General features: G+C 70.7%; 12 protein-coding genes. 10 read left to right on the forward strand and 2 right to left on the reverse strand.

Annotated features, from left to right (window positions below; translation table 11 throughout):
* The first annotated feature begins 36 nt into the window (after positions 1 to 36).
* The 10 genes from pdxT to ACFP3V_RS28195 all read left to right on the forward strand — a co-directional run bounded on the left by pdxT (position 37) and on the right by ACFP3V_RS28195 (position 10,710).
* Positions 37 to 660: a pyridoxal 5'-phosphate synthase glutaminase subunit PdxT gene (gene pdxT / locus ACFP3V_RS28150; RefSeq protein ID WP_380589353.1), complete on the forward strand. Its 624-nt coding sequence runs from the start codon at positions 37 to 39 to the stop codon at positions 658 to 660.
* A 58-nt stretch (positions 661 to 718) separates the two neighbouring features.
* Positions 719 to 1,477, forward strand: a complete 759-nt coding sequence (locus ACFP3V_RS28155) for a YebC/PmpR family DNA-binding transcriptional regulator (protein WP_380589356.1) — start codon at positions 719 to 721, stop codon at positions 1,475 to 1,477.
* A gap of 181 nt (positions 1,478 to 1,658) precedes the next feature.
* Positions 1,659 to 2,189 (forward strand): crossover junction endodeoxyribonuclease RuvC, encoded by a 531-nt coding sequence (gene ruvC / locus ACFP3V_RS28160; RefSeq protein ID WP_380589359.1) that lies wholly within the window; start codon positions 1,659 to 1,661, stop codon positions 2,187 to 2,189.
* On the forward strand, positions 2,186 to 2,800 hold the full coding sequence (gene ruvA, locus ACFP3V_RS28165; RefSeq protein WP_380589362.1) for a Holliday junction branch migration protein RuvA: 615 nt from the start codon (positions 2,186 to 2,188) through the stop codon (positions 2,798 to 2,800). The genes ruvC and ruvA overlap by 4 nt, the downstream gene beginning before the upstream one ends.
* A 38-nt stretch (positions 2,801 to 2,838) precedes the next feature.
* On the forward strand, positions 2,839 to 3,900 hold the full coding sequence (ruvB, locus tag ACFP3V_RS28170) for a Holliday junction branch migration DNA helicase RuvB (protein WP_380589365.1): 1,062 nt from the start codon (positions 2,839 to 2,841) through the stop codon (positions 3,898 to 3,900).
* 183 nt (positions 3,901 to 4,083) lie between these two features.
* Positions 4,084 to 4,536 (forward strand): preprotein translocase subunit YajC, encoded by a 453-nt coding sequence (gene yajC / locus ACFP3V_RS28175; RefSeq protein WP_380589368.1) that lies wholly within the window; start codon positions 4,084 to 4,086, stop codon positions 4,534 to 4,536.
* Between the two features lie 160 nt (positions 4,537 to 4,696).
* On the forward strand, positions 4,697 to 6,481 hold the full coding sequence (gene secD, locus ACFP3V_RS28180) for a protein translocase subunit SecD (RefSeq protein ID WP_380589371.1): 1,785 nt from the start codon (positions 4,697 to 4,699) through the stop codon (positions 6,479 to 6,481).
* Between the two features lie 3 nt (positions 6,482 to 6,484).
* Positions 6,485 to 7,612 (forward strand): protein translocase subunit SecF, encoded by a 1,128-nt coding sequence (secF, locus tag ACFP3V_RS28185; RefSeq protein ID WP_380589374.1) that lies wholly within the window; start codon positions 6,485 to 6,487, stop codon positions 7,610 to 7,612.
* 17 nt (positions 7,613 to 7,629) lie between these two features.
* A complete protein-coding gene (locus ACFP3V_RS28190) occupies positions 7,630 to 8,172 on the forward strand; it encodes an adenine phosphoribosyltransferase (protein ID WP_380589377.1) in 543 nt (180 codons plus the stop codon).
* A gap of 162 nt (positions 8,173 to 8,334) precedes the next feature.
* On the forward strand, positions 8,335 to 10,710 hold the full coding sequence (locus ACFP3V_RS28195) for a RelA/SpoT family protein (RefSeq protein ID WP_380589380.1): 2,376 nt from the start codon (positions 8,335 to 8,337) through the stop codon (positions 10,708 to 10,710).
* Positions 10,711 to 10,914: 204 nt separating this feature from the next.
* Here ACFP3V_RS28195 and ACFP3V_RS28200 read toward each other — a convergent pair whose 3' ends face one another.
* Together ACFP3V_RS28200 and ACFP3V_RS28205 are read right to left on the reverse strand one after the other, a co-directional pair.
* Positions 10,915 to 12,141, reverse strand: coding sequence for a DUF349 domain-containing protein (locus tag ACFP3V_RS28200; protein WP_380589383.1), 1,227 nt, complete (start codon positions 12,139 to 12,141; stop codon positions 10,915 to 10,917).
* A gap of 184 nt (positions 12,142 to 12,325) precedes the next feature.
* Positions 12,326 to 13,063: a peptidylprolyl isomerase gene (locus ACFP3V_RS28205; protein ID WP_380589471.1), complete on the reverse strand. Its 738-nt coding sequence runs from the start codon at positions 13,061 to 13,063 to the stop codon at positions 12,326 to 12,328.
* Between the last annotated feature and the right edge of the window lies 1 nt (position 13,064).

Below are 13,064 nucleotides of genomic sequence, written 5' to 3' on the forward strand. Positions count from 1 at the left end.
GGGCCGTCAACCTTCAGCAACGAAGAGGTAGTTCACGTGTCCAGCGCCACCCCCGTCATCGGCGTCCTGGCCCTGCAGGGCGACGTCCGCGAGCACCTGGTCGCCCTGGCCGAGGCGGACGCGCAGGCGCGCCCGGTCCGCCGGGCCGAGGAGCTGGCCGAGCTCGACGGCCTGGTCATCCCCGGCGGCGAGTCCACGACCATGTCCAAGCTCGCGCTCATCTTCGGCGTCATGGAGCCGCTGCGGCAGCGGGTGCGCGAGGGCATGCCCGTCTACGGCACCTGCGCCGGCATGATCATGCTCGCGGACAAGATCCTGGACGGCCGCGACGACCAGGAGACCGTGGGCGGCATCGACATGGTGGTGCGCCGCAACGCCTTCGGCCGGCAGAACGAGTCCTTCGAGTACGGCGTGGACTTCCGGGGCCTGGAGGACGGCGGCCCCGTGCACGGTGTGTTCATCCGCGCCCCCTGGGTCGAGTCGGTGGGCGAGGGCGTCGAGGTGCTGGCACAGCTGGACACGGGCACCGAGGCGGACCACATCGTGGCGGTGCGTCAGAACAACCTGCTGGCCACCTCGTTCCACCCGGAGCTGACCGGTGACCACCGCGTGCACGGGTACTTCGTGGACATGGTCCGCACCGCCCGTCACGGCGGGTGACGGTAAGATCCCTCCCGTCTGTTTCGTTTCCCTGGTGTTTGCATAAAGGAGCAACTCGATGTCCGGCCACTCCAAGTGGGCTACCACCAAGCACAAGAAGGCCGTCATCGACGCGAAGCGCGGCAAGCTCTTCGCCAAGATGATCAAGAACATCGAGGTGGCGGCCCGGACCGGCGGCGGTGACCCCGCCGGCAACCCGACGCTCTACGACGCCATCCAGAAGGCGAAGAAGAGCTCGGTCCCGAACGACAACATCGACCGTGCGGTCAAGCGCGGCTCCGGCGCGGAGGCCGGCGGCGCGGACTACTCGACGATCATGTACGAGGGCTACGGCCCGAACGGGGTGGCCGTGCTGATCGAGTGTCTGACGGACAACCGCAACCGCGCCGCGTCCGACGTGCGCGTCGCCATGACCCGCAACGGCGGCTCCATGGCCGACCCGGGTTCGGTGTCGTACATGTTCTCCCGCAAGGGCGTCATCATCGTGCCCAAGGCCGAGAAGGTCGACGAGGACACGATCATGGAGGCCGTGCTCGACGCGGGCGGCGAGGAGATCACCGACCTCGGTGAGAGCTTCGAGATCCAGACCGAGGCGAGCGACCTGGTCGCGGTGCGCACCGCCCTGCAGGAGGCGGGCATCGACTACGACTCCGCCGAGGCGAACTTCGTGCCCAGCGTCCAGGTCCAGCTGGACGCGGAGGGTGCCCGCAAGATCTTCAAGCTGATCGACGCCCTCGAGGACAGCGACGACGTGCAGAACGTCTACGCCAACTTCGACATCTCGCCCGAGGTCGAGGCCGAGCTCGACGCCGAGTAGCTGTCCCGCCCGGCGGCGCAGCCGCCAGGGGCGCGGGGAACTGCGCGACCAGAGCCCACCACTGGCGGAGGTCCGGCGCCGTGTGCGGGACGGACCTCCCTGGGTGGTGGGCTGGTCGCGCGGTTCCTCGCGCCCCTGGGTGTTGCGGGGTTCTGTCAGTGCGACGGGCTAGCCTCTTCGCATGCGAGTTCTGGGTGTGGACCCTGGGTTGACCAGGTGCGGGGTGGGCGTCGTCGAGGGCGCGCCCGGCCGCGCCCTGCGCATGCTCGCCTGTGGGGTCGTCAGAACACCCGCGGAGCTGGAAGTTGCCGACCGCCTGCTGCAGATCGAGCGGGGCCTGGAGGCCTGGTTCGACACCCACCGGCCCGAACTCGTGGCTGTCGAGCGGGTGTTCGCGCAGCACAACGTCCGCACCGTGATGGGCACCGCCCAGGCCAGCGCGGTGGCCATGCTGGTGGCCACCCGGCGCGGCATACCGGTCACGCTGCACACGCCCAGTGAAGTGAAGGCCGCCGTCACCGGGTCCGGGCGCGCCGAGAAGGCGCAGGTGGGGGCGATGGTGACGCGGATCCTCCGGCTGGACGCGCCGCCGAAGCCCGCGGACGCGGCCGACGCGCTCGCGCTGGCCATCTGCCACATCTGGCGCGGCACCGCGTCGCAACGCATCGCCGCAGCCGTCGCCTCGACCCGAGCCAGGGAGTACCGCCCGTGATCGCGTTCGTCAGCGGCCCCGTGGTCGCGCTCACGCCCAGCTCCGCCGTCGTGCAGGTGGGCGGGGTGGGCATGCTGGTGCACTGCGCGCCGAACACGCTGGCCGGCCTCCGTCTCGGTCAGGAGGCGCGGATCGCCACGTCCCTCGTCGTCCGGGAGGACTCGCTCACCCTCTACGGCTTCGCCGACGACGACGAGCGGCAGACCTTCGAGCTGCTGCAGACCGCCAGCGGTGTCGGGCCCAAGGTCGCCCAGGCCATGCTCGCCGTGCACAGCCCGGACGCCCTGCGGGTGGCCGTGGCCCGCGGTGACGCCAAGGCGCTGACCGCCGTGCCGGGCATCGGGCCCAAGGGTGCGCAGAAGCTGCTGATCGAGCTCAAGGACCGGCTCGGCACGCCCACCGGCGCCGTCCCCGCGCAGGGTCCGGCCGTCGCCGCCGGGCCGCCGCCGTGGCAGGACCAGCTCCACGCCGCGCTGGTCGGCCTGGGCTTCGCGCCGCGTGAGGCCGAGGACGCGGTCAACGCGGTGACGCCGGAGGCCGAGGCCATGGACAAGGCCGACGTCTCGGTCCTGCTCCGCAGCGCCCTGCGCAGCCGCAACCGCGCCCGCTGACCCACCCGCGTACGAGCCCAACCTGGAGCCGCTGAGCCATGTATGACGACCCGTCGGACCGCAGTCTGGTCACCGCCGCCGCCGACGGTGAGGACCGGGCCGTCGAGGCCGCCCTGCGCCCGCGCGACCTGGACGAGTTCATCGGCCAGGAGCGCGTGCGGGAACAGCTCTCGCTCGTGCTCCAGGCCGCCAAGCGCCGCGCGGCCACCCCGGATCACGTGCTGCTGTCGGGGCCGCCCGGCCTCGGCAAGACGACGCTGTCGATGATCATCGCGGCCGAGATGGGCGCGCCGATCCGCATCACCTCGGGCCCGGCCATCCAGCACGCGGGCGATCTGGCGGCGATCCTGTCCTCGCTGACCGAGGGCGAGGTGCTCTTCCTCGACGAGATCCACCGGATGTCCCGGCCGGCCGAGGAGATGCTCTACATGGCGATGGAGGACTTCCGCGTCGACGTCGTCGTCGGCAAGGGTCCCGGCGCCACCGCCATCCCGCTGGAACTTCCACCGTTCACCCTCGTCGGGGCGACCACCCGGGCCGGTCTGCTGCCGCCGCCGCTGCGGGACCGTTTCGGCTTCACCGGGCACATGGAGTTCTACGCCCCGAGTGAGCTGGAACGGGTCATCCACCGCTCGGCCCGGCTGCTCGACGTGGACATCGACGCCGCCGGCGCGGCCGAGATCGCCGGCCGCTCGCGCGGCACGCCGCGCATCGCCAACCGGCTGCTGCGCCGCGTGCGCGACTACGCCCAGGTCCGGCACGACGGCGAGGTCACCCGGGACATCGCCGCCGCGGCTCTGGACGTGTACGAGGTGGACGCCCGTGGCCTGGACCGGCTGGACCGGGCCGTACTGCACGCACTGCTGAAGCTGTTCGGCGGCGGGCCCGTGGGCCTGTCCACGCTGGCCGTCGCCGTGGGGGAGGAGTCGGAGACGGTGGAGGAGGTCGCCGAGCCCTTCCTGGTCCGCGAGGGCCTGCTGGCACGTACCCCCCGCGGCCGGATCGCGACGGCGGCGGCCTGGCAGCACCTGGGGCTCACGCCTCCGCCGCAGAGCCCGGTCGCCGGGCAGCAGGACCTGTTCGGCGCCGCGGAGGCGTGACCCGCGGGCGTGATGTGGAACAGATCCGCGCGAGGAACTCGCCTTTCGCGGAACCGGAATGCGATGCTTGACGTTGTCCGACCATGGCGAGTCCCCTAGACTCCGCCCGCCGCCCTTCCCGGGCGGTACCTCCGCCAGCTAGTTCGGCCGCGTCCCTTGCGGCCTCGCAAAGGACTGTCAACCGTGGGTTCCTCCTCTTTCCTGCTCATCATGGTGCTGATGATGGGCGCCATGTTCCTGATGACGCGCTCCGCCAAGAAGAAGCAGCAGCAGGCTGCCGAGATGCGCAACAAGATGGAGCCGGGTTCCGGCGTGCGCACGATCGGCGGCATGTACGCGCTGGTCAAGTCGGTCAACGACGAGACCGTGGAGCTCGAGGTGGCCCCCGGCGTGCACGCCATCTACTCCAAGCAGGCCATCGCCGTGGTCATGGACCCGGTCGAGTACAACCGCCTCGTCCACGGTGACGAGCCCGAGGACGAGGCCGTCGAGGACGCCGACGCGACCTCCGAGCCGGTCGCGCAGGCCGTCGTGGACGCCGCCGAGGCCGAGACGAAGGACGCCGCCGAGGACAAGGACGAGCCGGTTGCTCTGTCCAAGAACCTGGATGGCGACAAGGAAGCCTCGGCCAAGTAGCCTGCCCTCTGCGGCACAGCCCCGGGGTCCGCGTTTCTGACATGGCCCCGGCACGGCCCAACCGGACCGCTGCGTCGTGGCCGCGCTGTCCCCTGTCCGCCGGAACCCCGGCGAGGGCGGCGCGACCCACCCCACGGCATGGACAGAGAGAATCGAGAAGGTGGCATCACCCAAGTCCCGTCCCCGTGACGGCTACCCGGGGCGTGCGCTCAGCCTGATCCTGGTCGCGATCGTGGCGCTCGTCGCCATCATGTTCGGCACCGGGAACTACAAGCCGCGCCTGGGCATCGACCTCGCCGGCGGCACCAGCGTCACGCTGAAGGCGACCTCGTCGGACCCCAAGGCGGTCAACTCGACCAACATGGCGACCGCGGTGTCGATCCTGCAGGAGCGCGTCAACGGCTACGGCGTGTCCGAGGCGACCGTGCAGACCCAGGGCAATGACACGATCATCGTGAACATTCCCAAGGGCACGAACTCGACCCAGGTCGCCCAGCAGCTCGGCGCCACCGCCAAGCTGTACTTCCGGCCGGTGCTCGCCCAGGCGTACTCGGGGAGCATCCCGAAGTCCACCTCCTCTCCGTCCGCCCCCGGCAGCGCGTCGCCCTCCGCGTCCGCGTCGTCCAGCACGAGCGTGAAGTCGCAGGCCTCGCCCTCGGCGAGCAAGACGCAGGGTGACGCCGTGAGCAAGGCGCTGACCGCGGGTTCGGCCTCGGCCTCCGCGAAGGCCACCGCGTCCGCGCCTGCTTCCGCCAAGGCGAGCGCCACCCCGACGGCCGCCGCGTCGGCAGCCACCTCGGGCGCGACGATCGGGCAGACCGGCACCGTGCCGACCGACCTGACGGCCGCGTTCGCCGCGATCGACTGCAGCACCTCGGCGGGGCAGAAGGCCGCCCGGGACGCCGCAGTCAAGGCCGCCACCACCGCGAACATCGTCTCCTGCTCCCAGAAGTCCTCCTCGGGCGTGTGGGAGAAGTACGCGCTGGGTCCCGTGGCCGTCGCCGGCCAGGACCTGTCCGACGCCAGTGCCGGCCTGAGCCAGACCACCGGCCAGTGGGAGGTCGACCTCAGCTTCAACGGCAAGGGCACCAAGCAGTTCGCCGACACCACCAAGGCGCTGACCTCGAAGACCTCGCCGCAGAACCAGTTCGCCATCGTCCTCGACGGCCAGACGGTCTCCGCCCCGGCGGTCAACGAGACCATCGCCGGCGGCAAGGCGCAGATCACCGGCAACTTCTCTCCGGAAGAGGCCAAGGCCCTTGCCAACGTGCTGAGTTACGGTGCGCTGCCGCTGGACTTCAAGACCCAGGACGTCACCACCGTCTCCGCCGAGCTCGGCGGCAGCCAGCTGGACGCCGGTCTGCTCGCGGGCGCCATCGGCCTCGCCCTGGTCGTGCTCTACTCGCTGTTCTACTACCGCGGTCTGGGCCTGGTCGCCGTGGCCGGTCTGGTCGTCTCGGCGGTGCTGACCTGGTCGATCATGAGCCTGCTCGGTGGCACCATCGGCTTCGCGCTGAACCTGCCCGCGGTCTGCGGCGCCATCGTCGCGATCGGTATCACCGCCGACTCCTTCGTCGTGTACTTCGAGCGCATCCGCGACCAGCTGCGCGAGGGCTCCACGCTGCGCCCGGCCGTGCAGCGGGCCTGGCCGCGCGCCCGGCGCACGATCCTGGTCTCGGACTTCGTGTCCTTCCTCGCCGCCGCGGTGCTGTACTTCTTCACCGTCGGCAAGGTGCAGGGCTTCGCCTTCACGCTGGGCCTGACCACGCTGCTCGACGTCGTCGTGATCTTCCTGTTCACCAAGCCGCTGATCACGCTGCTGGCCCGGACGAAGTTCTTCGGCAACGGGCACAAGTGGTCCGGCCTCTCGCCGGAGCGCCTCGGCGTCCGTGCGCCCCTCCGCGGCTCCCGCCGCGGCCGTCCTGCCGCCACCAAGGAGGCCTGACCCGTGTCGCGCTTCGGGAACATCGGACACCGCCTCTACACCGGCGAGGTCAGCATCGACTTCGTCGGCCGGCGGAAGCTCTGGCTCGCCATCTCCGGGGTCATCCTGCTCGCGGCCATCCTCGGTCTGGGCCTGCGCGGCCTGCACCTGGGCATCGAGTTCAAGGGCGGCGAGATCTACACGGTCACCAAGCCCGGGCTGACGGTCAGTCAGGCTCAGGACGCCGCCAACAGGATGCTCGGAGACAGCTCCGCCGTCGTGCAGCAGACGACGAACCTCAACGGCACCAAGAACATCACCATCCAGGTCAGCTCGAACGAGCACCTGGACTCGGCCACCGGACAGACCAAGCTGGCGCAGGAGCTGTCCGTTCCGACCTCCCAGATCAGCGTCCAGGAGATCGGCCCCAGCTGGGGCAGCGACATCAGCCACAAGGCGCTCTACGGCCTGATCGCCTTCATGGTGCTGGTGACGATCTACCTCGCCGTCGCCTTCGAGTGGCGGCTGGCGATCGGCGCGCTGGTCGCCCTGATCCACGACCTGCTGATCACGGTCGGCGTCTACGCCCTGGCTGGCTTCGAGGTGACCTCGGGTACCGTCATCGGCTTCCTGACCATCCTCGGCTACTCCCTCTACGACACCGTCGTCGTCTACGACGGTCTCAAGGAGGCGACGAAGGACCTGACCAAGCAGACCAGGCTGACCTACAGCGACGCCGCCAACAACTCGCTGAACAGCACCCTGGTCCGCTCGATCAACACCACGGTCCTGGCCCTGCTGCCGGTCGCCGGCCTGCTGTTCATCGGTGGCGGCCTGCTCGGCGCGGGTGTCCTCAACGACATCTCGCTGGCGCTGTTCATCGGTCTGACCGCCGGTGCCTACTCCTCGATCTGCGTGGCCACCCCGCTGGTCGCCTGGCTGCAGGAGAAGCGTCCGGAGTACCAGGCGCTCGCCAAGCGCGTCGCCCAGCGCAAGGCCGCCGAGGCCAAGGCCGCGGCCGAGCGCCCGGTGCCCGCGCCGGGCGCCGAGGAGGTCGTCGAGGACGCGGTGCATGCCGGGTCCGGAACGGGTCCGCGCCGCCAGCCGGTCAACCGCAGCCGCAGCGAGCGTCGCTCCGGCCGCCGGAGCTGAGGAACTGACACACCGTCATGAGCACTGAACTCGCAGCACTGCTGGCCGCGAAGATCCGCGACGTCCCGGACTACCCCAAGCCGGGCGTGGTCTTCAAGGACATCACGCCCCTGCTGGACGACGCGGAGTCCTTCGCGGCGCTGGTGCGGCACATCGGCGAGCGGGCCCGGGCTCTGGGCGCGACCAAGGTCGTGGGCCTGGAGGCGCGCGGCTTCATCCTCGCCGCGCCCGGCGCCTACGCGGCGGGGGCGGGCTTCGTCCCGGTCCGCAAGGAGGGCAAGCTCCCCGGCGCCTGCCTGAGCCAGTCCTACGACCTGGAGTACGGCTCCGCCGTGATCGAGGTCCAGGTCGACGCCTTCAGCCCGGGCGACCGGGTGCTGGTCGTCGACGACGTGCTCGCCACCGGCGGCACCGCGGAGGCAGCGCTGGAGCTGATCGCCCGCGCCGGGGCCGAGGTCGCCGGCGTGGTGATGCTGATGGAGCTGGGCTTCCTCGGCGGTCGGGAGCGGCTGCTGCCGAAGCTGGGCGACGTCCCGCTGGAGGCGGTCATCCAGATCTGAGGGCTGACGGGCCGTCAGTCCGGAATGCGAACAGGTGGGGCCTCCGTTGACCCGGGGGCCCCACCTGCTTCGTTCCGACCCGTTCCACCCGCTGGTCACGGGGAACACCGGGTGGTGACTCTCGGTACCATGAGGTTCCGGACCTTGTTCCAAGGAGTGCACTTGCCCGAAGAGGTCGTGCCCGCAGCCGCGAGCCAGCAGGAGTCCGTCCCCGCCGCGCCCGCGCAGTCCGCGCCGCCCAAACCGGGACCCCCGGCGGCCACGCCCTCCCGCGTGCGGGCTCGGCTCGCCCGCCTCGGCGGCCAGCGCGCCAGCACCTTCAACCCGGTTCTCGAGCCGCTGTTCCGGGTCGTCCGCCAGAACGACCCCAAGGCCGACCTCCCCGCGCTGGAGCGCGCCTACCAGATCGCGGAGCGCTGGCACCGCGGCCAGAAGCGCAAGAGCGGCGACCCGTACATCACGCACCCGCTGGCCGTCACCACGATCCTCGCCGAGCTCGGCATGGACGTCCCCACGCTGATGGCGGGCCTGCTGCACGACACCGTCGAGGACACCGACTACGGCCTGGAGCAGCTGCGCCGGGACTTCGGCGACACCGTGGCCAAGCTGGTGGACGGCGTCACCAAGCTCGACAAGATGAAGTTCGGCGAGGCCGCGCAGGCGGAGACCGTGCGCAAGATGGTCATCGCGATGGCGCAGGACCCGCGCGTGCTGGTCATCAAGCTGGCCGACCGCCTGCACAACATGCGCACCATGCGCTACCTCAAGCGGGAGAAGCAGGAGAAGAAGGCCCGCGAGACCCTCGACATCTACGCCCCGCTCGCCCACCGCCTGGGCATGAACACCATCAAGTGGGAGCTGGAGGACCTGGCCTTCGCCATCCTCTACCCGAAGATGTACGACGAGATCGTGCGTCTGGTGGCCGAGCGGGCGCCGAAGCGGGACGAGTACCTGTCCGTCGTCACCGACCAGGTGAACGGCGACCTGCGGGCCGCGCGGATCAAGGCCACGGTGACCGGCCGGCCGAAGCACTACTACAGCGTCTACCAGAAGATGATCGTGCGGGGCCGGGACTTCGCCGAGATCTACGACCTGGTGGGCATCCGCGTCCTGGTCGACTCCGTCCGCGACTGCTACGCGGCGCTGGGCACCATCCACGCCAGGTGGAACCCGGTGCCGGGGCGGTTCAAGGACTACATCGCCATGCCGAAGTTCAACATGTACCAGTCGCTGCACACGACGGTCATCGGCCCCGAGGGCAAGCCCGTCGAACTGCAGATCCGGACCTTCGACATGCACCGGCGCGCGGAGTACGGCATCGCCGCGCACTGGAAGTACAAGCAGCAGGCGGTGGCGGGCACGTCGAAGGTCCGCACGGACACGCCGGCCGGCAAGGGCGACACCGTCAACGAGATGGCCTGGCTGCGCCAGCTGCTGGACTGGCAGAAGGAGACCGAGGACCCGAGCGAGTTCCTCGACGCGCTCCGGTTCGACCTGGGCCAGAGCGAGGTCTTCGTCTTCACGCCGAAGGGCGACGTGATAGCGCTTCCGGCCGGATCGACGCCGGTGGACTTCGCGTACGCGGTCCACACCGAGGTCGGGCACCGGACGATAGGAGCGCGGGTCAACGGCAAGCTGGTGCCGTTGGAGAGCACGCTGGAGAACGGCGACACGGTCGAGGTCTTCACGTCCAAGGCGGAGAACGCCGGCCCGTCGCGGGACTGGCTGGGCTTCGTCAAGTCGCCGCGGGCCCGGAACAAGATCCGTGCGTGGTTCTCCAAGGAGCGCCGCGAGGAGGCCATCGAGCAGGGCAAGGACGCGATCACCCGGGCCATGCGCAAGCAGGGCCTGCCGCTGCAGCGCATCCTGACGGGCGACTCACTGGTGACCCTGGCCCACGAGATGCGCTACCCCGACATCTCGTCGCTGTACGCGGCCATCGGGGAGGGGCACGTCTCCGCGCAGACCATCGTGCAGAAGCTGGTCACCGCGCTCGGCGGCGAGGAGGGCGCGGCCGAGGACCTGGAGGAGACGGCCGCCCCGTCGTCCCGCCCGAACCGCCGCCAGCGGAGGGCGACGCCCGACCCCGGCGTGGTGGTCAAGGGCGTGGCCGACGTCTGGGTCAAGCTGGCCCGCTGCTGCACGCCCGTGCCGGGCGACCCGATCGTCGGTTTCATCACGCGGGGCAACGGTGTGTCGGTGCACCGGGCGGACTGCGTGAACGTGGACTCGCTGTCCCAGCAGCAGGAGCGGATGGTCGAGGTCGAGTGGGCCCCGACGCAGTCGTCGGTGTTCCTGGTGGCCATTCAGGTCGAGGCGCTGGATCGCAGCAGGCTGCTGTCGGATGTGACGCGGGTGCTGTCCGACCAGCACGTGAACATCCTGTCGGCGGCGGTCCAGACGTCCCGCGACCGGGTGGCGATGTCCCGCTTCACGTTCGAGATGGGCGACCCGAAGCACCTGGGCCACGTCCTCAAGGCCGTCCGCGGCGTGGAGGGCGTCTACGACGTCTACCGGGTCACGTCTTCCAAGAAGTAGCAGTTGCACCCGTAGGGGCGCGAGGATCCCCCACCCTTCGGGCGAGAGGTGCCCCCACCGCGAGAAGCCAACCACCCCGGGAGGTCCGACCCCATTGAACGGGCCGGACCTCCCGGGGTGGTGTGTTGCTCGCGGTGGGGCAACCTCCCACCCGAAGGGTGGGGGATCCTCGCGCCCCCGGAGGGAAGCGCAACTGACGGAGCGTCAGCCGAGTTCCTCAAGGCCCTTCTGGGCCTGCGCCAGCAGTTCGCGGCGACCGGCCAGTTCGGACTCCAGCTTGGCGACCGTACGGGCGTCACCCTTCGCCTGCGCAGCGACAAGCTGCTTCTCCAGCTTGTCCACCGCCGCCTGCAGCAGCCCCGCCATGCCCTCGGCGCGGGCGCGCACCTCCGGGTTGCTGCGCTGCCACTCCGCATCCTCCGCCTCGCGGAGCGCGTGCTCGACGGCGCGCAGGCGCGACTCCAGGCGGCCGCGGGCGTCGCGGGGCACGTGGCCGATGGCCTCCCAGCGCTCCGCGATGTCGCGGTACGCGGCCTTGGCGGCCTTCAGGTCGCCGATCGGGAGCAGCGCCTCGGCCTCGACCAGCAGCGCCTCCTTGGCGGTCTGGTTCTCCCGCTCCTCCGCGTCCCGCTCGTCGAAGACGGCGGAACGGGCCTGGAAGAAGACGTCCTGCGCGCCGCGGAAGCGGGTCCACAGCTCGTCCTCGGCCTCGCGCTGGGCGCGGCCCGCAGCCTTCCAGTCGGCCATCAGTTCGCGGTAACGGGCCGCCGTCGGGCCCCAGTCCGTGGACCCGGAGAGCGACTCGGCCTCGAGGACCAGCTTCTCCTTGCGCAGCCGGGCCTCCTCGCGCTGCTGGTCGAGCTGCGCGAAGTGGGCCTTGCGGCGCTTGGAGAAGGCCGAGCGGGCGTGCGAGAAGCGGTGCCAGAGCTCGTCGTCGGACTTGCGGTCGAGGCGGGGCAGTCCCTTCCAGGTGTCCACCAACTCCCGCAGCCGGTCGCCCGCTTCGCGCCACTGGGTGGAGTCGACCAGCTGCTCGGCCTCGGCGACCAGGGCCTCCTTGGCGGCACGGGCCTCCTCCTGGGCCTTGGCCCGGGCGGCCTTGCGCTCCTCGCGGCGGCTCTCGACCTCGGCGCTCAGCGCGTCCAGGCGCTTCGCGAGCGCGTCCAGGTCGCCCACCGCGTGGCCCTCGGCGACCTGCGCCTTGAGGTGGTCGATCGCGGCCTGCGCGTCCTTGGCGGCGAGATCGGTGGTGCGCACGCGGCGCTCCAGCAGGCCGATCTCGACGGCGATGCCCTCGTACTTGCGCGTGAAGTAGGCCAGGGCCTCCTCGGGGGAGCCGGCCTGCCACGAGCCGACGACGCGTTCGCCGTCGGCCGTCCGCACGTAGACGGTCCCCTCGTCGTCGACACGGCCCCACGGGTCGCTGGTCACAGCGCCTCCTCGCTATGGCGGTCCCCGCTCCGCACGGGCAGGGCTGCCGCCGTCCACAGAATTGATGCCGGCCGGGCCGCTCTTCTAGTCGGGGCGGCCGGGTCAAGGCACCCTACAAGACCACAACATAGGCGACCGGGCCGGGTGCTGTCCGCATCCCGGCCCGGTCAATTGGCACGAGCCCTCAGCTCTTCGCGGTGGTGACCGACTTCATCACGACCGACTCCGCCGGGGCGCCGTCGGTGCCGCCGCCCTGGACGCCCTTCTTCGCGATGGCCTGGAGCGTGTCCAGGCCGCCGGTGATGGTGCCGAAGGGGGTGTAGGAGGGGGCCAGCGGACTGTCCTTGTAGACCAGGAAGAACTGCGAACCGTTGGTGTTCGCGCCCGAGTTGGCCATGGCGACGGTGCCGGCCGGGTAGGTCACCTGGGTGCCGCTGCCGAAGGCCTTGAGGTTCTCGTCGGTGAAGCTGTAGCCGGGGCCGCCGGAGCCGGTGCCGGTCGGGTCGCCGCACTGGAGCACGTAGATGCCCGCGGTGGTCAGCCGGTGGCACTTCACGTTGTCGAAGAAGCCCTGCTTGGCAAGGAAGACAAAGGAGTTGACGGTGTGGGGGGCCTTGGCCGCGTTCAGCTTGAGGGTGACCGTGCCCTGGTCCAGCTTGATCGTCGCGGTGTAGGTCGCCTTCGTGTCGATCGACATCGCCGGCTCGGTCTTCCACTGCTTGTAGCTCGGCGAGGCCGAAGGGGTGGCCGCGGTCGAGGCGGCGGCCGAGGCGGAGGGGGCGGCCGCGGCAGGGGTCTTCTTGGAGCCGGAGGGCGCCACGGCCCACACCACGCCGCCGATCACCAGTACGCCGGCGACGACGCCGCCGATGATCGCGGTGCGCCTGCGGGCCCGGGCCACCGCCTCCTGGCGCCGCTGCATC

The organism is Streptacidiphilus monticola, from assembly GCF_042658505.1.
Taxonomy (GTDB): domain Bacteria; phylum Actinomycetota; class Actinomycetes; order Streptomycetales; family Streptomycetaceae; genus Streptacidiphilus; species Streptacidiphilus monticola.

What these genes read in the sequence shown, in the direction of transcription:
- ACFP3V_RS28155 (WP_380589356.1), top strand. Translation starts at nt 719, where the DNA reads ATGTCCGGCCACTCCAAGTGGGCTACCACCAAGCACAAGAAGGCCGTC.
- ruvC (WP_380589359.1), top strand. Translation starts at nt 1,659, where the DNA reads ATGCGAGTTCTGGGTGTGGACCCTGGGTTGACCAGGTGCGGGGTGGGC.
- ruvB (WP_380589365.1), top strand. Translation starts at nt 2,839, where the DNA reads ATGTATGACGACCCGTCGGACCGCAGTCTGGTCACCGCCGCCGCCGAC.
- ACFP3V_RS28190 (WP_380589377.1), top strand. Translation starts at nt 7,630, where the DNA reads ATGAGCACTGAACTCGCAGCACTGCTGGCCGCGAAGATCCGCGACGTC.
- ACFP3V_RS28205 (WP_380589471.1), bottom strand. Translation starts at nt 13,063, where the DNA reads ATGCAGCGGCGCCAGGAGGCGGTGGCCCGGGCCCGCAGGCGCACCGCG.